Origin of the sequence: Microbacterium azadirachtae, assembly GCF_025583665.1 — a bacterium.
GTDB lineage: Bacteria > Actinomycetota > Actinomycetes > Actinomycetales > Microbacteriaceae > Microbacterium > Microbacterium azadirachtae.
Map to the genome: position 1 here is coordinate 2292736 of NZ_CP099706.1, position 19560 is coordinate 2312295.

General features: G+C 69.4%; 15 protein-coding genes and 1 tRNA gene. 7 read left to right on the top strand and 9 right to left on the bottom strand.

The genetic code is table 11. The features are described from left to right. Nucleotides 1-9: 9 nt before the first annotated feature. Entirely contained in the window at nt 10-987 is a 978-nt protein-coding gene (locus NFX31_RS10950; protein ID WP_052674115.1) for an N-acetylglucosamine kinase, read from the bottom strand. A gap of 120 nt (nt 988-1107) precedes the next feature. On the opposite strand from NFX31_RS10950, the gene NFX31_RS10955 reads away from it, so the two are divergent. The 5 genes from NFX31_RS10955 to NFX31_RS10975 are packed head-to-tail and all read left to right on the top strand — an operon-like array spanning nt 1108 to nt 6186. After that, entirely contained in the window at nt 1108-2043 is a 936-nt protein-coding gene (locus tag NFX31_RS10955; protein WP_169748192.1) for a MurR/RpiR family transcriptional regulator, read from the top strand. After that, entirely contained in the window at nt 2040-2792 is a 753-nt protein-coding gene (locus NFX31_RS10960) for a sugar isomerase domain-containing protein (RefSeq protein ID WP_045249081.1), read from the top strand. Before NFX31_RS10955 ends, NFX31_RS10960 begins: the two co-directional genes overlap by 4 nt. A 57-nt stretch (nt 2793-2849) precedes the next feature. Continuing rightward, on the top strand, nt 2850-4268 hold the full coding sequence (ngcE, locus tag NFX31_RS10965; protein WP_045249082.1) for an N-acetylglucosamine/diacetylchitobiose ABC transporter substrate-binding protein: 1419 nt from the start codon (nt 2850-2852) through the stop codon (nt 4266-4268). Further along, nucleotides 4265-5287, top strand: coding sequence for a carbohydrate ABC transporter permease (locus NFX31_RS10970; RefSeq protein ID WP_052674116.1), 1023 nt, complete (start codon nt 4265-4267; stop codon nt 5285-5287). The genes ngcE and NFX31_RS10970 overlap by 4 nt, the downstream gene beginning before the upstream one ends. Next, the gene (locus tag NFX31_RS10975) at nt 5284-6186 is read left to right on the top strand and encodes a carbohydrate ABC transporter permease (protein ID WP_045249083.1); all 903 of its coding nucleotides are present in this window, start codon (nt 5284-5286) and stop codon (nt 6184-6186) included. The genes NFX31_RS10970 and NFX31_RS10975 overlap by 4 nt, the downstream gene beginning before the upstream one ends. A gap of 66 nt (nt 6187-6252) precedes the next feature. On the opposite strand, the gene NFX31_RS10980 is transcribed toward NFX31_RS10975, so the two are convergent. The 7 genes from NFX31_RS10980 to NFX31_RS11010 all read right to left on the bottom strand — a co-directional run bounded on the left by NFX31_RS10980 (nt 6253) and on the right by NFX31_RS11010 (nt 16930). Then, nucleotides 6253-7458, bottom strand: a complete 1206-nt coding sequence (locus tag NFX31_RS10980) for a Gfo/Idh/MocA family protein (RefSeq protein WP_262955710.1) — start codon at nt 7456-7458, stop codon at nt 6253-6255. A 67-nt stretch (nt 7459-7525) separates the two neighbouring features. Then, nucleotides 7526-9688 (bottom strand): hypothetical protein, encoded by a 2163-nt coding sequence (locus tag NFX31_RS10985; protein WP_262955711.1) that lies wholly within the window; start codon nt 9686-9688, stop codon nt 7526-7528. Nucleotides 9689-9790: 102 nt separating this feature from the next. After that, nucleotides 9791-11200: an alpha-L-fucosidase gene (locus NFX31_RS10990; RefSeq protein ID WP_262955712.1), complete on the bottom strand. Its 1410-nt coding sequence runs from the start codon at nt 11198-11200 to the stop codon at nt 9791-9793. Continuing rightward, nucleotides 11197-13215, bottom strand: coding sequence for a DUF2264 domain-containing protein (locus NFX31_RS10995; RefSeq protein WP_262955713.1), 2019 nt, complete (start codon nt 13213-13215; stop codon nt 11197-11199). Before NFX31_RS10995 ends, NFX31_RS10990 begins: the two co-directional genes overlap by 4 nt. A 14-nt stretch (nt 13216-13229) precedes the next feature. Then, entirely contained in the window at nt 13230-14891 is a 1662-nt protein-coding gene (locus NFX31_RS11000; RefSeq protein ID WP_169748193.1) for an extracellular solute-binding protein, read from the bottom strand. A gap of 49 nt (nt 14892-14940) precedes the next feature. Beyond that, a complete protein-coding gene (locus NFX31_RS11005; protein WP_248700335.1) occupies nt 14941-15891 on the bottom strand; it encodes a carbohydrate ABC transporter permease in 951 nt (316 codons plus the stop codon). Then, nucleotides 15881-16930 carry an ABC transporter permease gene (locus tag NFX31_RS11010; protein ID WP_220387474.1) on the bottom strand — a complete coding sequence of 350 codons (1050 nt, stop codon included), beginning with the start codon at nt 16928-16930 and terminating at the stop codon, nt 15881-15883. Before NFX31_RS11010 ends, NFX31_RS11005 begins: the two co-directional genes overlap by 11 nt. Nucleotides 16931-17154: 224 nt before the next feature. On the opposite strand from NFX31_RS11010, the gene NFX31_RS11015 reads away from it, so the two are divergent. Continuing rightward, nucleotides 17155-18177 (top strand): hydroxyacid dehydrogenase, encoded by a 1023-nt coding sequence (locus NFX31_RS11015; RefSeq protein WP_248700336.1) that lies wholly within the window; start codon nt 17155-17157, stop codon nt 18175-18177. Between the two features lie 56 nt (nt 18178-18233). Beyond that, nucleotides 18234-19337 (top strand): LacI family DNA-binding transcriptional regulator, encoded by a 1104-nt coding sequence (locus NFX31_RS11020; RefSeq protein WP_045249090.1) that lies wholly within the window; start codon nt 18234-18236, stop codon nt 19335-19337. Between the two features lie 69 nt (nt 19338-19406). Here the strand turns inward: NFX31_RS11020 and NFX31_RS11025 are convergent. Continuing rightward, nucleotides 19407-19479, bottom strand: a tRNA-Arg gene (locus NFX31_RS11025). Between the last annotated feature and the right edge of the window lie 81 nt (nt 19480-19560).

Below are 19560 nucleotides of genomic sequence, written 5' to 3' on the forward strand. Positions count from 1 at the left end.
ACCGTCGCGTCAGACCGGGATCCCGGTGCGCACGCGCGCGAGCGTTCCCTCGTCCACGGCGACGCCGGCGTGCCGCAGGGCGAGCATGGTCGCCCCGGCGGCGCCGCTGTCCACCAGCACGAACGGCTGGTCGCCGAACGCGTTCGCGAGATGATCGCGCAGCAGCCGCTGCGGGACGCCGTCCCGGGACACGATGCTGCCGCCCGCGACGACGGGCCCCGGCCGCGCGCTGACCAGCTCGAGCGTGCGGACGAGCTGCTCGCCGGCATCGGTCAGGATCCGGACCGCGACGGGATCCTGCGCGTCCGCCGCATCGAACACGAGCGGCGCGAACTCGGCAAGCTGCACCGGTCGCCGGGTGTAGAGCGCCCGGACCAGCTGCTCGAGGGCTGCGGGGCGCCCCTCGGCGCTCCGCCCCTCCCCCACGGCCCCGGTCGCCCGCAGCACCAGGGACGTCAGGACCGTGGACGGCCCGATCCCCTCGAGCTCGTCCACCGCGGCCGCGGCCGCACCGCGCCCGATCCAGAAGCCGCTGCCGCGGTCGCCGAGCAGCCAGCCCAGACCGTCCGCGGTGGCGACGATGCGTCCGCCCTCCACGCGCACCGCGCTCGCCCCGGTCCCGCACACCACGCCGTACCCCACCGGGGCGACCGCGCCGCTCGAATACATCGCGAGCAGATCGGACTCGAACGTCAGCGTGCCGGCGAAGCCGTCCTGAGCGAGCGGATCCAGGATCCAGTCCGACGCGCCGCCGCGCGCATCGTGACCGGCCATCGCGATGACGATCCCCGCCACGTCGGCGAGGGTGGCGCCGGTGCCGTCAAGGGCCCCGGAGATCGCGCCGCGGACGCCGGCGAGCGCGGTAGGAATCCCCGATGAGGTGGGGTTTCCACTGCCACCGCGACCGTATCCGATGCACTCGCCCTCTGCGGTCGCGAGCACCGCCCTGGTGGACGTCCCACCCGCGTCGACACCCATCACGAGCATGTTGAACCCCAATTTGTTATCTGCCCTACTTGATTTTTCCGCCGGGAGCCGATGAGAATGTTTTTCACCCGAACCCCGTCGTAGCACGACGCGTTTTCACCGGAGGCTATGGTGCCACTCATGCAGGACGTCGGCAACGAGTTGTCGATCGCGCAGCGGATCTCGCTGCGGCGTCCCGCGATGCCCAAGGCCATGGCCAAGATCGCCGACGTGATCTCCGCCCACCCCACGGCCCCGGTCGAGCTCACGATCACCGAGCTCGCCGATCAGGCCGGCACCTCGGCCGCGACCGTCACCCGGTTCTGCCGCGCGATCGGCTTCGAGGGCTACACGCAGTTCCGCGTCGGCGTGGCCGCCGAGTCGGGCCGCGGCGACGCCGGCACGACCTGGCGCACCGACATCGCCGAGGACATCGGCCAGGACGACCCCGCGGACCGCGTGCTGCTGACGCTGCTCGGCCTGCACACGCGGAGCATGGAGATCACCACCGGCCTGCTCGACCTCGACGACGTCCAGCTCGTGGCCCGGGCGATCGCCGAGGCCCGGCACGTCGACATCTACGGCGTGGGCGGCAGCGGCGTCATCGCCGACGAGTTCCGCGGGCGCCTCTACCGCATCGGGGTGAACGCGCACTCGTGGTCCGACGTGCACGACGGTCTCACCAGCGCCGTGCTGCAGGACGCCTCATCGGTCGCCGTCGGGATCTCGAACACCGGCCGCACCGAGGAGACCATCGAGATGCTGTCGCACGCCCGCGCGGCCGGCGCCCTCACCGTCGCGATCACCACCGACGCCGACTCCTGGCTCGCCTCCAGCGCCGACGTCGCCCTGATCACCGCCTCCGAGAACCCGGCGCAGCGCCCGGACGACCTGTCCATCAAGCACGCGCAGCTGCTCGTCATCGACCTGCTCTACGTGCTCGTGGCGCAGCGCACCCTCGGCCAGGCAGCCACCCGACTCGCGGCCAGCGCCATGGCCGTGTCCGCCCACCGCCGCGGGCAGTCGTTCCCCGACGAACGCGGCACCAAACGCCAGAAGAAGGAGTCCACCCGATGAGCGCCTCCCCCCAGGATCTGCTGCGCGAAGCCGAGACACGCCTCGAGCGCCTCGCCGCCGACGCCGAGAACGGCGCGCTGGACCCCGCGATCGCCCTGCTCGTCGCGGCCCTCCGCGACGGCGGTGTCATCCAGGCGTTCGGCACCGGGCACTCCGAGGCGTTCGCGATGGAGATCGCGGGCCGCGCGGGCGGGCTCATCCCCACCAACCGCATCGCCCTGCGCGACATCGTCCTACACGGCGAGCGCACCGCCGATGTGCTGACCGGATCGCTCGAGCGCGAGCCGTGGGTCGTCGATGAGCTCATGGCCGTCTCCCCGGTGACCGAGAACGACGTGTTCGTGATCGCTTCGAACTCGGGCGTCAACGGCTCGATCGTCGGCGTGGCGCTCTGGGCCAAGGAGCACGGCCACAAGGTGATCGCGGTGACGAGCCTCGAGCACACCGCGCGCGTCGAGCCGAAGCACCCGAGCGGCAAGCGGCTCAGCGAGATCGCCGACGTCGTCATCGACAACCTCGCCCCGTACGGTGACTCCACCCTCCAGGTCACCGACACGATCTCCGCCGGCGCGATCTCCTCGATCACCGCCGCGTTCATCGCCCAGCTCCTCACCCTGGGCGTCGCCCGCACCCTCGCGGACGCCGGCGAGGTGCCTCCGATGTACATCTCGGCGAACATCCCCGGCGGCGACGAGCACAACTCCGCGCTCGAGGCGCGCTACCTCGACCGGCTCCGTCGCGGCGCCTGAGCCCCCCAGACCCATCCTCCCCTCTCCCTCACCACCCACTAGGAAGGCAAGAATCACATGGAAACCAGAGACGCTTCCATCAGCCGTCGCTCACTGCTGCGCGGCGCGGCCCTCGCTGCCGTCATGGTGCCCCTCGGCGTCAGCCTGGCGTCGTGCGCGGCTCCGGGCGGCGGTGGCGGCGGCGGCGCCGCCGGCGGCACGAAGTCTGCCGACAACCCGTTCGGCATCGCGGCCAACTCGAAGGTCGACGCGGTCATCTTCAACGGCGGTTACGGCGTGGACTACGTCGAGAACGCGGCGAAGGTCATGGAGGGCAACAAGAAGCTCGGCGGCGTGACCGTCAAGGTCTCGTCCTCGACGAAGATCGCCCAGGAGCTGCAGCCGCGCTTCGTCGGCGGCAACCCGCCGGACCTCATCGACAACTCGGGCGCCAACCAGATCGGCTGGAACACGATCCTGGACCAGCTCGAGACGCTCGACGACGTCCTGGACGCGAACAACCTCGAGGGCACCAAGATCAGCGACACGCTCTACGGCGGCGTCAAGGATCCTGGCACCTTCGACGGCAAGTTCGTGGCCCTGAACTACGTCATGACGGTCTACGGCATCTGGTACTCCGAGAAGCTGTTCAAGGACAACGGCTTCACGGTGCCCACCAGCTGGCAGGACCTGAAGGCGCTGGGCGAGGCCGCCAAGGCCAAGGGCAAGTACCTCTTCGTCTGGGGCAAGGAGGCGGCGACGTACTACCAGACGCTCGTCGTCGACTCGGCGGTCATCCAGGGCGGCGACGACGTGCGCCTGCCGCTGGAGAACCTCAAGGCGGATGCGTGGTCGAACCCGATCATCCAGGACATCCTGAACATCTTCTACGAGCTGATCCAGGCCGGCTACATGAAGCCGGGCGGCGCGGGCACGCAGTTCACGCAGGCGCAGTCGCAGTGGAGCCTGGACCAGGCTGCTCTGCTCTACCCCTCGGGCTCGTGGATCGAGAACGAGATGAAGAAGCAGACCGCGGACGGCTTCACCATGAAGGGCATCGGCGAGCTCCCGCTCGACGGCAACCAGAAGACCCCCAAGGGCACCCTGCGCGCCGAGGCCGGCGAGCCGTTCATCGTCCCGTCCAAGGCGAAGAACCCCGCCGGCGGCAAGGAGCTGCTGCGCACGATGCTGTCCAAGGAGTCCGCGACCGCGTTCGCCAAGAGCAAGCTGGCCCCGACCATCGTCAAGGGCATCGTCCCCGACGACGGCTTCGGCTCGAGCGCCCTGGTGTCGCAGAAGGAGCTCCTCGACAAGGCGGGCGACAACGTCTTCACGATCAAGGCGTTCGGCCTCTACGGCATGAACTCCGACCAGCTGCCGATCTGGAACTCGTTCCTGGACGGCAAGATGACGGTCGCCGAGATCACCAAGGCGCTGCAGGACCTGACCGACAAGATCCGCAACGACAGCTCCATCAAGAAGATCGAGATCAAGTGAGCTATTCAACTCCCAGCGGGGGCCCGGGGCTGCAGACAGCCGCGGTCACTGCTGCTCGGGCGGGGGGCCGCAAGGCCCCCCGCCTGGGGCGGCGCCGGCTGACCTTCGACTACGTGTCGTTCCTGCTGGTGTTCCTCGTGCTGCCCGTGGCACTGTTCCTCGTGTTCGTCATCTCCCCGTTCATCCAGGCCGTCTACTACTCGATGACCAACTGGACGGGCTTCTCGCCGAACATGAGCTTCGTCGGGCTGAACAACTTCGTGAAGCTGTTCCAGGACTCGACCTTCCTGCAGGCGATGACCAACAACGCGCTGCTCGCCATCGTGGTGCCGCTCATCACCATCGTGATCGCGCTCGTCTTCGCGAGCATGATCACGGTCGGCGGCCCGAGCCACGGTCAGGTCCGCGGCCTCACCGGCTCCAGCTTCTACCGGGTGGTGTCGTTCTTCCCGTACGTCATCCCCGCGATCGTCATCGCGATCCTGTGGAGCATGATCTACGCCCCGAACGGCCTTCTGAACGGCGCGCTCGGTTTCCTGGGGATCGACACGAACAGCTTCGCGTGGCTCGGCGACCAGAGCACCGCCATGGGCGCCACCATCTTCGTGATCGTGTGGAGCATGGTCGGCTTCTACATGGTGCTGTTCATCGCAGCCATCAAGGGCATCCCGGCGGAGACGCTGGAGGCGGCGCGCATCGACGGCGCCGGACGGTATCGCACGGTGGTCTCGATCCTGCTGCCGCAGATCCGCGACAACGTGCAGACCGCCTACATCTACCTGGGGATCATGGCCCTGGACGCCTTCGTCTACATGGCCGGCCTCAACGCCTCCGGCGGCCCGAACAACAGCACCCTGGTGATGAGCCAGTACCTGTTCCGCACCGCATTCGAGAAGGGCCAGTTCGGCCTGGCCAGCGCCATGGGCGTGGTCCTCGCGATTCTGACGCTGGTGTTCGCCGGCCTCGTCATCGGCGTGTTCCGCCTCGTCGGCGGCAAGGACGAAGGAGGACGCGCATGAGTCTCGACACCCGCGCCGCCGTGACGGTCGACCCGAAGGCCGCCAAGCAGATCCGCGCGACGAAGTCCACGAACTCGGACAAGGTGGTCGGCGGCGTCTCGCACGTCGTGCTGGCGCTCTGGTCGCTCGTCGTGATCCTGCCGATGCTGTGGACCCTGCTCGGCTCGTTCAAGACGACGAAGGAGATCTTCAAGTCCCCGTTCGGCCTGCCGGCCAACTGGAACTTCGACAACTACGTCAACGCCTGGGTCAAGAACAACTTCGGCCCGATGTTCCTCAACACGGTCATCGTGGTCGGCTCGGCCCTGATCCTCGTGATGCTCCTCGGCGCCATGTGCGCCTACGTGCTCGCGCGGTTCTCCGTGCCGGGAAGCCGGGTGATCTACTACCTGATGCTCGCGGGACTCACCTTCCCCGTGTTCCTCGCGATCGTTCCCCTGTTCTTCGTCCTGCAGGGCATGGGGCTGCTGAACACGCTGCCGGGGCTGATCATCACGTACGTCGCGTTCGCGCTGCCGTTCACGGTGTTCTTCCTGTTCTCGTTCTTCAAGTCCCTGCCCTACGAGATCCAGGAGGCGGCCTACGTGGACGGCGCAAGCGAGTGGCGCACGTTCTTCCAGGTGATGCTGCCGATGGCCAAGCCCGGGCTCGCGGCCGTGGCCATCATGAACTTCCTCGGTCTGTGGAACCAGTTCCTGCTGCCCATCTCGTTGAACACGAACCAGGACAACTACGTGCTGTCCCAGGGCATGGCGGCCTTCGCGTCGTCCGCCGGCTACCAGGTGGACTTCGGCGCGATGTTCGCCGCGGTGATCATCACGATCGTCCCTGTGCTGCTGGTCTACATCCTGTTCCAGCGTCAGCTGCAGGGATCGGTGTCGCAGGGCACCTCGAAGTAACGCCTCCCCCGCGAAGGAGGGCCGCCCGCCAGGACGGCCCTCCTTCGTCGTTCCCGGCAGCGCGTCTCAGCCCCGTGCGGGCTGGTGGGCGGTGAAGTACTCGAGCATCTCGTCGGACAGGACGGGGATCTCCTGCGGCCGGGATCCGGAGCGGATCGAGATCGCGCCGGCCACCCCCGCGGCGACCGCGTCGCGCGCCGCGATCGGGTTGGTGTCGGTCGGGGTGCCGTGACGCACGAACTCGACGAATTCGGCGACGGTGAGCGGATCCGCTCCCCCGTGCCCGCCGTCGCCGCCGTCCTCGATCGGATAGCGCGCGTGCCCCTTCTCGAGGTAGTCGCTGCGCGCGTTCCAGAGGCGGATCTCGCCGCCGGTGCCGTCGTCGAAGTTCTCGATGCGCCCCTCGGTGCCGATCACCGTGTAGTTGCGCCAGTAGTCCGGCGTGAAGTGGCACTGCTGATAGCTCAGCAGCACGCCGGAGTCGGTGCGCATCATGATCATCGAGATGTCCTCGACGTCGATCACGGGATTCAGATCCTGCTGTGCGCGCGGAGGCCAGCTGTCCATCGAGAACCAGTCGCCCATGCGGCGGTCGGAGTTGTCGCGCCGCGACTCGACCGCGCCGTAGACCGCGAGGTCGCCGACGCCCACGACCGTCCGCGAGGACGTGCCCGCGAGCCAATGCATCACGTCGATGTCGTGCGCGCCCTTCTGCAGCAGCAGGCTCGTCGACTTGTCTCGCTCGGCGTGCCAGTCCTTGAAGTAGTAGTCGCCGCCGTGGCCGACGAAGTGACGGCACCAGATCGCCTTGACCTCGCCGATCTCCCCGCGATCGACGATGTCCTTCATCATGCGCACCACCTGCATGTGCCGCATGTTGTGCCCCACGTAGAGCTTGGACCCCGTGCGGTACGCGGTCTCCAGGATCCGATCCGCGTCCTCGATCGAGATGGCCAGGGGCTTCTCCAGGTAGACCGGGACACCGCCTTCGAGGAGCTCGACCGCGACCTCGGCGTGCGTGAAGTCCGGGGTCGTGACGAAGGCGCCGTCGAGCGTCACCTCCGACGCGAGCAGCTCGGCGACGGAGGCGAACACCGGCACGTCGCCGAACAGCTGCGCCGCACGGGCGCGGGACTGCGGCGCCGGGTCCACGGCCGCGACCACCCTGCCTCCCACCGACTCGACGTGCCGTGCCACGCCGGCACGGGCGCCGACGCCCACCACCGCCGCGCGGAACACCTCGGCGGTGGGGATCTGGTCGTCTTCTGTCATCTCTTTCCTTTCGGATCTGCGCGACGGGGCCGGACCGGGAGCGCCGCTCCGGCCCCGTCGCGACGGTCTATCGCACGGTCAGCGTCACGTACTGCGCGGCGTCGCCGGGAGTCTGCTGCTCCAGCCGCATGCGATCGTTCACGTACTGCAGGGCGAGCCCGCTGTTGCGGTTGACCAGGCGGTAGGTCGTGGCGCCGTCGAGGGAGGTGCCCTGGGTCGCCACCCGCTGCAGGTACCACTGATCGCTGCCGCCCGGTGTTCCGAGGCTCGCCGAGGTCAGCGGCGTGCCGTCGGCCTCCTGAGCGCCCACGCCGACCACGGCGTCCACCGCGCGCTTCTCGGCCGGCGTTGCTCCCGGAACCTGCAGGGTGCGGCCGGTCGAACCGTCGACGAGACGGTAGAACCCGCTGTTCTCGCCGTCGCCGCGGACGTCCTTCACCGGCTGGAGTCGCCAGGTGGTCACCCCCGTCGCCGCGCCGTTCCCGCCGTCCAGCCCGGGGCCCCGGTTCGCGGTCACGGCCTTGCCGCCGACGCGCAGCACATACGCCGAGTCGGCGTTCACCGCCTGCCCCGCCGTGTCGCGCGGCGTGTACTCCGTGCTCACCGCCGCAGATCCGGTCCCTGCCGTCTGCGCGATGTCGACGACCTTGCCGTTCAGATCCGAGATCGTCAGGAAGGAGCGCCCTGTGACGTTCTGGTTCGTCAGGCTGCCGTTGTCGAGCGAGGTGAGGTAGCCGCCGTTGGACCCGGCGGGCATGAGGCCGACGACCTTCCAGGAGTTCGGGTCGCCGAGGTCCGCGGTCTCGTAGACGTTTCCGTCGTAGCCGACGATGCGGTACAGGCCCGAGAACGCGTTGTACGAGATGGCCGACTCGTTGTTCGCCGACGGCAGGTACAGATGCTTCGAGACCGGATCCTTGTAGTACGCGCTGTTCGTGATGAGGTCGACGGTCTGCGCGGCACCGGAGGACGGATCCGTCTGGGTGACGTAGATGCCGCCCGTCACGACCTTGACGCCGTTCTCGTACTTGTCGTCGACGGCCTTGAGCGTCATGTCCTGCCCGGTCACGGGATCACGGTACGAGACCGTGCGGTCCGGAGCGGACTGCCCGGTCGCATCGTCCACGATCGTGTGCGCCAGCGTGTTCGCCGTGTACGTCGCCCCGGAGGCGTCCGCGAAGGCGATCAGGTGGTCGGCGCCGACCTTGGCCGCCTGGTACGAGGCGTCGGCGTGGTCGCCGGAGCCGTGCCAGGCGATGAGATCGGTCGCGGGGTCGTACGAGACGTTCAGCCCGCCGATGGAGTTCACGTTGCCGTCGATGCCGCCGACCCCCGGCTGCGACCACGCGCCGTCGTACCACTTCTGCCAGGTGCCGCTGGCCATACCGCCGCTGATCGGCGCGCGCGCCATCTCGGTCCAGCTGGCCAGGGTCGAGGACGCCGGCTTCTTGTAGATCTTCACGTTGTACGTGATGTAGAAGTAGCCGGTGGAGTAGTCGATGAACAGTCGGCAGCCGGAGTTCCCGAACGGGTAGGACTGGCCCGGCGAGGCCGCGGAGTCGATGACCTGGTCGTCGTCCCACGCCGACGTGAGCGCCGGCCCCGCGTACTGCCAGGAGCCGCCCTCGTCCTTCGACGTGGCGAGCAGGATCCGGTTGTTGTGATGGCCGGTGGAGACCTTGTCCGCGATCGAGGCGTTCGCCCCCTTGGTCTGCCAGGGATCGAACTGGTACTCGTCATTGAGCAGCGCGTGCCAGGTGCCCTGCGGATCCACCCAGACGCCGATGACGTCGCAGTGGTCGTCCTGCTGCGGCGAGGGGATGGGGAAGGTCGGATCCTTGTCGAGCTGGTAGCAGATGGTGCCGGCGTCGGCGTAGTAGGCCGGTGCCTGCACCCGCTGGGTCGTCGTGCCCATGCCGTCCGACACGGCGCCCATGTCGGTGTTCGTGAAGGTGCGCGCCCATGCGCTCCCGGGGTTGGTGCTGTAGGCCGTGAGGGCATTGGTCCAGTGGAACCGGCCGTCCTTGCCGAGGTAGGCGGAGCCTGCGATGTCACTCGTCAGGCCGCCCTTCATGGTCGTGCTGCCCGCCGCCGCGTACTGCGGCGGCGTCGGGGTCGTGTCGGCCTGCGCGGTGGCGGGCAGGCCGAGGGCGAGGACGGCGCCCGCGGCGAGAGCCGGGGTCATCCGCCGCCAGCGGGCTTTGCGATGTGCGGTGCGGTGCGGTTTCATGGTGGTGCCCTTTCCTTTTCCTCTTCGAAGCGGAGGGTGGGGGTGTGTCCTTCCCGTTCCCCACGTCGCAAGCGCGGAACGGGAAGGCGCCCGCTCATGCGATCACACGAGCGCGACGTCCGGGTTGGGCTCGCTCAGGCCGTCCGCCGGGCCGGCAGGGCCGGTCTCGAGCACGAGGACGGCCGGCATGCCCGTCGGGGCGGGTGCCGCCAGCTGCACGGTGTGCGCGTCCAGCGGGGTGAAGGTCAGCTCGGTGCCGTCGGCCAGCGCGCGCACGGCGCGCAGCGCGACACCGGCGGGCAGCGCGATGGTGAGGAGCCCGGAGACCGGGATCCGGACGACGATCGCATGCACGATGCCCGTCGGATCCTCGTCGGGCGTCTCCGGTCCCTGAGGCGCCGTGTGCTCGAGCGGCGCCGTGTAGAAGCCCCAGCCGGGGTAGTCCCACCCGGCCGCGGGACCGCTGCCGTGCACGGCCGGCCCGTTCACGGCCATCCACGCGCCGACCTCCTCGGCCAGGGCGACCTCGACCGGGGCGAGGGAGCCGTCGCCGCGCGGCCCGAAGTTCAGCAGCAGGTTCCCCCCGAGACTCACGGTCTGCGCGAGCTGCTCCACGATCTGCGCCGGCGTCTTGCGCCCGCGCTCGGCCCAGACCGAGTCGTGGAAGCCCCAGCTCGCCTGCGTGAGCGTGGCGCAGGCCTCCCAGTCGTGCGCGGTCACCGACAGGTCCCAGGGGGCGGGGAGACGCCGCTCGTAGCCGCTCTCGTAGTCGCCCATGAGGGCGCCGTTCGAGTCGAAATGCCGCGCGCCGTGATCGTCGGCGCGCAGTCGGCTGTTCACGATCGCCCCGGGGATCCGCTCCTTGAGCAGTCGCTCGATCTCATGCGTCCAGCGGCCGTTGGCCTTGACGGAGGCGTCCCACGTGCCGTCGAACCAGAAGCCGCGCACCTGCGGGTACCTCTCCGCGAGCTCGAGCAGCTGGTCCGTCGCGAAGCGGAGATAGCGCTCGAAGGCCTCGCGGTCGGCGTCGGAGTCGACCGTGGCGCGCCAGTCGGGATGATGCCAGTCCAGCACCGAGTAGTACAGATGGGTCGCGAGGCCCTCGGCGCGATAGGCCTCGAGGATCTCGCCGAGCACGTCCCGGCCCGAGGGCGTGGCGGCGACGGAGAAGTCGGTGTACGCGCTCGGCCACAGGCAGAAGCCGTCGTGGTGCTTGGTCGTGACGGTCACGTAGCGCGCCCCCATGCGCTTCGCCGTGCGCGCCCATGCGGCGGGATCGAAGCCGTCGAGGGTGAAGTCGGCCGCGAGGGCGCTCCACTCCTCGCGACTCACGCCGGCGGACTGCATGAGGAACTCCGCCGCGAACTCGATCGTGCGCCCCTTCCACGTCCCCGCGGGGAGCGCGTACAGGCCCCAGTGCACGAACTGTCCGAACCGGTCGGCACGGAACGCGCGCATGGTCGGATCCTCGCGGCGCCCGGTGCCGTCCGCGCCGTAGCGCAGCGGGATCACAGCGCCTCCCCTCTCGGACCGGTGAGCCCGGGATGACCGTCCCACGGCACGAAGGTCGCGAGGTCGAACTCCGCGCTCCGGCCCGACGCCCAGTCGACCCGCACGGAGGTGCCGTCGACGTGCACGCGGACGCGGCCGCGCCACTGCTGCGGATCCACGGCCCCACCGCCGTCGAGCACGTGCAGGGCGACCGCCACGGTGCGCCCCGTGCCGGTGCGCCCTTCCAGCGCGGGGGTCGCCGAATGGGCGCCCATCGCGTTCGCGTCGCGGTACCGGTGCACACCCGCGCGGGCCGGATCCCAGCCGTGCAGCCCGACGACGGCGGCGACCAGGCCGTCGCGTCCGCGCACCCACGCGCCGTCGTCGAACACGCCCGTCTCGAGCTCGGCGTCGTCGGCGACCGCCCAGCCGCCCTCGCGCATGGGCCACGGCCGATCGGTCTGCACCAGGTGCGCGCGCACCTCTGCGGTGCCGTCGCCCGCCGTCACCGTCGTCACCGCCGTCCCGGGAAGGGCACGGCGGTGCAGCTGGGGGACGTGCACGGACCCGGCGAGCTCGCCCTCGACGCGCGTGGCGCGCAGGGTGCTGCGCCGGCTGCCCGCGCCTTCGTCGTCGAGCAGGGCGAAGTGCGAGTCGATCGCGTCGATCCACGCGGGGCCGGTGCCGGGCGCGGTGTGCGTGGAGTAGGCGAACTTCGCGTAGTGGGGGTCGTCGCGGTCCTCGTCCTCGCCGACGGGAAGAGTGGCGTGGTCCGAACCGTGGTTCGCCATCCGCACCACGCCGTCCTCCGCGCCGCGCAGCACCCAGCCGACCGGCTCGAGGGGCAGCGTGAAGGATCCGCGATCGGCCGGCAGCGCCTCCTCTTCCGCCGTCCAGACGGGAGCGGTCGCCGGCTGAGCGAGTCCGAGGAACCCGATGCCCGCGAGGTACGGGGATCCGAAGCCGCTGTAGTCCTGGCACATCGGCTCGAACGCCTCGTACCAGCCGAGCGTCAGGGGCGCCCCGACACCCACCCCTTGTGCGGTGAAGCGCGAGAGCACGCCCGAGGCGAGCCTGCGGGTCTGGCCGGGGGTGAGCGCGCTGGCGCCGGACGCGTCCGCGCACCAGAAGGCGGCGAGCGCGGCGGTGCGATAGGTCAGGGAGCGCCCCTGGTGAAGGAGCGATCCGTCGGCGGCGACCATGTGCGCCTGCGAGGCGGTGAAGTCGTGCAGGCGCTCGAGGTGGCGCTGACCCTCCGGTGTGTGCACGGCGTCGGTCATGCGGTACCACGCCCACAGGTAGGGGTGGATCGCCCAGGCGTTGTAGTAGTCGATCGCGTGCTCGGGCCCGTCGGTGTACCAGCCGTCGCCGAGGTACCAGCTCTCCACGCGCGCCACGTTGCGCTGCGCGTGCAGACCGCGCACGTCCTCGTCCATCGAGCGCAGGAAGCCCTCGGCCATGGCGGGGAACAGCTGCCAGTTGTTCTGCCACACCTCGCAGCGCGCGTGATGGCGCAGCCATCCGGCGATCTGGAGCTGCTCGGGCCGGGTCAGCCCGGACCACAGCCGGTCCCTGCTGACATACAGGGAGAACGCGACGTTCGCCGCCTCGACGATCGAGTTCGTGATCCCGGTCAGCGGCAGCCGGCAGCTGACGCCCCGGGGCCACTCCTCGGCGCCGCCCTGCCTGGTGCCGGCCAGGAGCGCCCGCGAGTAGTACGCGAGGTGCTCCTGAACGGCCGGCTCCCCCGGGTCGGCGGCACCCGCGATGCGTGGCGCGGCGAGCAGGAACGACCGGCCCACGGCCTCCATCCCCTCCCGTCGCACCCCGTCGCCGGTGATGCGTCCCGGCAGTCGGGGCAGAGCGCCCTCTGGACTCGCGTGACGACGCACCTGGCCCAGCCAGTCGTCCGCCACCGCCTCCCACTGCGCCCTGCCCCAGCCCGTGAACGGGGAGAGGACCGGGTCCATCGCGATCGTCGTCGTGACGTCCTCCTGCACGGTTCCCTCTCCCCCGTCGCCCTCTCCCGCGTTCACGGATCCGCTGCGTCTCAGGCGCTCGGGGATGGACTCGCCGTCGCCCCGCTCAGCGCCTTCTGGAACTCGGCGCGGATGGTATCGCCGCCCGCGCTCTTCCAGGTCGAGATCGCGCTCTTCACGTCGCCGAGCGAGCCGCGCCCGGCGATGAAATTGGTCACGGCGTCGGAGACCGGCTTGGCGATCGTCAGCCCCTGCTTCGCGTTGGTCGGGCTGAACAGGCCGACGGTCGGATCCGCCACGCCGATCGGCACCAGCTTCGAGTATGCGTCGTGCAGCACCCTGATGGCGTCGGGGAACTGCGGCGAGTACAGCGTGTTCGGGCCTGCAGCCAGGTACTTCCACGGCACGGCGGTGTTCAGGGGCGCGGCGGACGTGGGGATCGGGTTGCCCTTGCCGTCGCGCGTGTAGTCGGTGCCCTCCGCGCCGTAGTTCATGAGGAGATACTCCTCGCTGCCGAACGGCGCCGCGAGGAAGTTCGCGACCTGCAGCACCTGCTTGATGTGATCGGCGCTGCCCTTCTTCACCATCGTCCAGGCGAAATCGATGTTGTCGAGCCACACCGTGGCCGTGCCGCCCGTGGCGCTGAACGGGATGAACGGCGCGACCTTGTTCGCGGGGTTGGCCGCGGGCACGGTCTGCTGGTAGCCGCCCGGCTTGCCGAACGCCGGCAGCCCGTCGTAGATCTGCGCGACCTGGCCGGAGATGAACGCGTTCGACATCTGCGACTTCGTCCAGCCCTCGCTGCCGGGGGCGAAGCAGCCCGCCGCGTAGAGCTTCTGCACGAAGGACACCATCTCGAGGTACTCGGGCGTCTCGATGTCCTTGACGAGCGTGCCGTTCTTGAGCCTCCAGTTGAACGGCACGTGGAAGATGTGCTCGAACGGGATGAGGCCGAACTTGGTGCTGCCGAGCGCCCAGCGGTTGGCTCCGGTGAGCTGCTTGGCGAGCGCCAGGTAGTCGTCGGCGTTCTTGATCGTCGAGGTGTCCGTGACGCCGGCGGCCTCGAAGAACGTCTGGTTGATGAACCCGGATCCGCCCGTCATGCCGCGCGGGATCGGGATGCCGTAGAGCTTGCCGTTCTGCACGGCCGGCTTCCAGAACGCCTGGGGGATGTTCGCGAGGTTCGGGTAGTCCTTCGCCTTGTCCCCCGCCAGGAACGGCGTCAGATCCTGGCACGCCGACTCCAGGAAGCCGATGATGTCGGCGATGGCGGCGCCGTCGTTGAGCATCAGGTCGGGCATGTCGCCGCCGGCGATCACCGTGTTGAGCTTGGTGTCGTAGTCGTCGCTGGAGACGGCCGTGATCTCGACCGTGCCGCCGATGCGCTTGTTGATCTCCTGCCACGCGGGGTTGGATGCCGCAGGAGTGGGCGGCGGACCGAAGATGTTCGTGATCGCCGTGATCTTCTGCCCCTTGAGGAAGGGCGCGGGAACGGATCGGAACGGCGTGGCCGGGTAGTTGAAGAACGCCGCAGGGACCCCCTCCGCGGTGCCCGCGAGATCGGGCGTGATGCCCTTCAGCGGGATGTGCTTCGGCAGCACCGAGGCCGAGGCGGCGGAGGCGTTGAGCGAGCCCTTGGTGCCGCAGCCGGCGAGCGAGCCCGCGGTGACGACGCCGAGGACGCTGAGGGCGGCGAAGGACAGGAAGGTCCGCCGGTTCGTTTCGAGAGCCACGATGGGCACCTTTCTTTACAGGGGGTGGATCGATCGGGTGGAGCGGGCCTCAGCCCTTGACGGCGCCGGTCAGGACGCCCTTGGTGAAGTACTTCTGCAGGAACGGGTAGACGAGCAGGATCGGGATGACGCTGATCACGACCACGGCCATCTGGATGGCCTGGGACGGAGCGGAGATCTCCCCCGCCGAGGCCGTGTCCAGCGGCGATCCCAGCAGCACGTACTGACGCAGGATCATCGACAGGGGCCACATGTCGCTGTTGAGGTAGAGCATCGCGTTGAAGAACGCGTTCCAGTAGGCGACGGCGTAGAACAGGCCGACCACGGCGAGCACGCCCTTGGACAGCGGCAGCACGATCTTCACGAGGATCCGGAAGTCGCCGGCCCCGTCGATCCTGGCCGCCTCGAACAGCTCCTGCGGCAACCCCATGAAGAACGAGCGGACCACCACCAGGTTGAACGCGGAGATGAGGGTGGGCAGCACCAGCGCCGCGTAGCTGCCGAGCAGGCCGAGCTGCTTGACCATGAGGAAGCTCGGGATGATGCCCGGCGTGAACAGCATCGTGAACAGCGCCGTGAGCAGGATGAACCGGCCGAAGGCGAGGTCGCGGCGGGAGAGCCCGTAGGCCATGCCCACGGTCGCGGCCAGCGAGCAGAGGGTGCCGATCACCGTGATGAGCATGCTCCGCACGAGCGCCGCCGTGACGATGCCTCCCGAGAAGATCGTCTCGTATGCGGCGAACGTCGGATGCAGCGGGAACAGCACGAGCCCGTTGGCGTTCGCGATGTCGGTGCTGTCCGAGAGGCTCGTGGAGATGACCGTGAGGAACGGGTAGATCGTCGCGATGCAGATCAGCGTGACCACCACCGCCTTGCCTGCGGTGCCCAGGCGGCTCGGCTTCTCCATCCACGCCGGCCGCACCGACGCGGTCCGCCGTCCCCCGCGTCGGGTGCGGGGCATCACGACCGCCCTGGTCGTCAGCTGAACGTCACTTGCCACGGGAGTACACACCTTCCTGACCGAACAGATGGGCGACCTTGTTGGCGCCGAGCACGAGGGCCAGGCCCACGACGCCCTTCACCAGGCCGACGGCCGCCGCCGGGCCCCATTGCCCGTTCTGGATGCCGTGGTAGTAGACCCAGGTGTCGAGCACTTCACCGGCTCCTGCGCCGACGTTGTCGCGCTGCAGCACGATCTGCTCGAAGCCGACCGAGAGGATGCTCCCCAGGTTCAGGATCAGCAGCAGGATGATCACCGGCATGATCCCCGGGATCGTGATCGTCTTCATGCGCTGCCAGGGCCCTGCGCCGTCGACGGCCGCGGCCTCGTACAGCTCCTGGTCGATGTTCATGAGCGCCGCGAGGAAGATGATCGTCCCCCATCCGGCGTCCTTCCAGGCGGACTGGATCGAGACGAGGAACGGGAAGAACCAGGGCGTGGTCATCGCCTCGAACGGCTGCAGGCCCATCGCCTGCATGAGGTGCGGCACGACACCGGTCGCACCGAGCACCTGCCCGAAGATCGACACGATGATCACCCAGCCGAGGAAGTGCGGCAGGTAGACGACGCTCTGCACGAACTTGCGGATCCGATCGGACATGATGCTGTTCAGGAGCAGCGCCAGCACGATCGGGATCGGGAAGAACAGCACGAGCTGGAGTCCGGTGATCACCAGGGTGTTGCGCAGCGCCTGCCAGAACGTGGGATCTCCGAAGATCTTCACGAAGTTGTCGAGACCGACCCACGCACTGTCGATGAAGCCGAGGTAGGGCTGGTAGTCCTCGAAGGCGACGATGTTGCCGGGCAGCGGAAGCCAGTGGAAGACCACGAAGTACAGGAACCCCGGCGCGATCAGCAGGAGCATGACCCTGTCCCGCTTGATCCGCTGACCGAGGGTGCGCTTGCGATGCGCGGGGACGCTGCCGGCCGCCGCGGCGCGACGGCGCCCCCTCGACGCGGGACGCACGGGACGCACGTCCGCGGCGCCCTCGCCCGGAGTCGTCGTGCTCTGCACGAGCGGCTCGCTGTAACTGCTCATCTTCGACCTCGACCTGCGACGGGAAACTTCATCGTTGTCCGCAAGAGCCAGAAAGCGCTTGCTGTGCTGCGAACGTACCCGACGGAATCGACACTGTCAACGATCGCGCGGGAAATCTCTGCTTCCTTGATTTCTCAAGCCTCAAACCGACGCAGACGCACGATCGCGGTGGACGCACGGCATAGTATGCGCTTACTATCTGGATGCAGAAAGAAAGGATCGCCGTGGATCACACCGCCCCACCCTCCCGTCCTTCCGCCGTGATCGTCATGGCGGAGCAGTCGTTCCGGGAGGTGTTCTCCGAGACCGCGCTCGCCCGGCTGAGCACGGCCGTCGAGCTCGTGGGGCCGCTGCCGATCACCGATTTCGACTCCCCCGAGCGCAGGGACGCGCTGGCCGCCGCACGCATCATGCTGACGGGCTGGGGAGCACCCCGCGTCGATGCCGCCGTGCTCGACGCGGCCCCGCGGCTGGAGGCGGTCGTGCACACCGCCGGCACGGTCAAGACCTTCCTCGATGCCGAGGCGTTCGCGCGCGGCATCCGGGTGAGCACGGCCGCGGCGGCGAACGCCACGCCCGTCGCGGAGTTCACGTTCGCGGCCATCGTCTTCGGCCTCAAGCGCGCGAGCCGCTTCGCGCACCAGCTGCGCACCACGCGACGGCACCGCTCGGTGGACGGCGTGCCCCCGCTCGGCGCCAACGGCGTCACGATCGGGATCCTCGGCGCCTCCCGGGTGGGACGCGAGGTGATCCGCCTCGTCTCACGGCTGCAGGCGCGGATCCTGGTCTGCGATCCGTACCTCTCGACGGCCGACGCGGCCCGCCTCGGCGTCGAGGTCGTCCCGCTTGAGGAGCTGTGCCGGCGCAGCGACGTCCTCACCCTCCACGCCCCGAGCACTCCCGACACCCGCCGCATCATCGGAGCGGCCGAGCTGGCGCTGCTGCACGACGGCGCGCTCGTGGTGAACACCGCACGCGGCGCCCTCATCGACACCGAGGCGCTGACCGCGGAGCTGGTCAGCGGACGGCTGGACGCGTATCTGGACGTGACGGATCCCGAGCCGCTGCCGCAGGACTCCCCTCTCTACGCACTGCCGAACGTGGTGCTCACGCCCCACATCGCGGGCGCCCTCGGCAACGAGATCCACCGGCTGGGCGACTCGGCCGTGCGCGAGGTCGAGCAGTACGTTGGTCGAGGGATCCTCGCGCACGAGCTCCGTGCGGACGAGCTGGCGTACACCGCCTGACCGGTGGAGCGCGCGATGAGACGGAGCGGACCTCGGGTCCAAGAACGGAGGATGGGATGAGGGCGCAGGAGGATCGCGCGGGAGCCGGCGCGGGGCACACCGTGACGATGTCCGACGTCGCCGAGCGGGCCGGCGTGTCCTCGGCGACGGTCTCCCGGGTGCTCAACGGCAACTACCCCGTGGCGCAGGCCACTCGCGACGCCGTGAACCGGGCCATCGACGACCTCGGCTACACCGCGAACGCGCACGCGAGGGCGCTCGCCAGCTCGGCGACGCACAGTGTCGGCATCATCGTCAACGATCTCGTGGATCCGTTCTTCTCCTACATCGTGCGCGGCGTGGAGCAGGAGGCCTCGACCACCGGCCGGCTCTGCATCGTGGCGGCCTCGCAGGGCGACGTCGATCGGGAGATCGAGCTCATCGACCGGATGATCAGCCAGCGCACCGATGCGGTCATCGTCGTCGGCGGCGGCTACGACGATCCGCGCGCCCGCCGGCGCATGGCCGAGCGCGCCCGCACGCTCGCCGGCATCGGCTCCACCCTCGTGCTGTGCGGCCGCCCGTCCGTGGGCGAGCAGGCGCCGACGAAGATCGTGGGCTATGACAACGAGGGCGGGGCCTTCGCGGTCACCCAGCACCTCATCGCCCAGGGGCACCGCAGGATCCTGTATCTCGGCGGACCGGTGGGACTGTCCACGAGCGTCGCCCGGCTCGCCGGGTTCCTGCACGCGATGCAGTCCCACGGCTTCGACGTGCCGCCCGAGCTCGTGCACCAGGGCGCCTTCGGACGCCGGTTCGGGCACGCGGCGATGGGCGAGATCCTGGACGGAAGCCCCGACATCACCGCCGTGTTCGCCGCGAACGACCTGGTCGCCGCCGGTGCCCTGGACGCGATGACCGCGCGCGGCATCCGCGTCCCCGAGGACATGTCGCTCGTGGGCTACGACGACATCCCGCAGTCGAGCGAGCTCACCCCGAAGCTCACCACCGTGCACGTCCCCCTGGAGGACATGGGCCGGGAGAGCGTCCGCCTGGCGCTCAGCCGCACCGACGACGCGTTCGGGCGTCACGCCGAGGGCGAGATCATCGTCGGCACCCGCCTCATCGTGCGGGACTCGGTCGCCGCTCCCCCGGTCACGCCGTGGCGACCGGTGCGCTGAGGAGCGGGGGCCGCAGACACGCGCCGGACAACGAAGAAGGCCGCCCGGATGGGCGGCCTTTCCTCTTCGTGCCCCCGACAGGAATCGAACCTGCGACCTACGGTACCGGAAACCGGCGCTCTATCCGCTGAGCTACGGAGGCGTACCGAACGAGCCTAGCATCGGATCCGCCTCCTCTCCGACCGCGCCGGGTCCCGGTAGTGTCGCGGGGAGCCGACCGATC

What these genes read in the sequence shown, in the direction of transcription:
- NFX31_RS10950 (WP_052674115.1), bottom strand. Translation starts at nt 987, where the DNA reads ATGCTCGTGATGGGTGTCGACGCGGGTGGGACGTCCACCAGGGCGGTG.
- NFX31_RS10980 (WP_262955710.1), bottom strand. Translation starts at nt 7,458, where the DNA reads ATGACAGAAGACGACCAGATCCCCACCGCCGAGGTGTTCCGCGCGGCG.
- NFX31_RS10975 (WP_045249083.1), top strand. Translation starts at nt 5,284, where the DNA reads ATGAGTCTCGACACCCGCGCCGCCGTGACGGTCGACCCGAAGGCCGCC.
- NFX31_RS11010 (WP_220387474.1), bottom strand. Translation starts at nt 16,930, where the DNA reads ATGAGCAGTTACAGCGAGCCGCTCGTGCAGAGCACGACGACTCCGGGC.
- NFX31_RS11020 (WP_045249090.1), top strand. Translation starts at nt 18,234, where the DNA reads ATGAGGGCGCAGGAGGATCGCGCGGGAGCCGGCGCGGGGCACACCGTG.
- ngcE (WP_045249082.1), top strand. Translation starts at nt 2,850, where the DNA reads ATGGAAACCAGAGACGCTTCCATCAGCCGTCGCTCACTGCTGCGCGGC.
- NFX31_RS10960 (WP_045249081.1), top strand. Translation starts at nt 2,040, where the DNA reads ATGAGCGCCTCCCCCCAGGATCTGCTGCGCGAAGCCGAGACACGCCTC.
- NFX31_RS10955 (WP_169748192.1), top strand. Translation starts at nt 1,108, where the DNA reads ATGCAGGACGTCGGCAACGAGTTGTCGATCGCGCAGCGGATCTCGCTG.
- NFX31_RS10985 (WP_262955711.1), bottom strand. Translation starts at nt 9,688, where the DNA reads ATGAAACCGCACCGCACCGCACATCGCAAAGCCCGCTGGCGGCGGATG.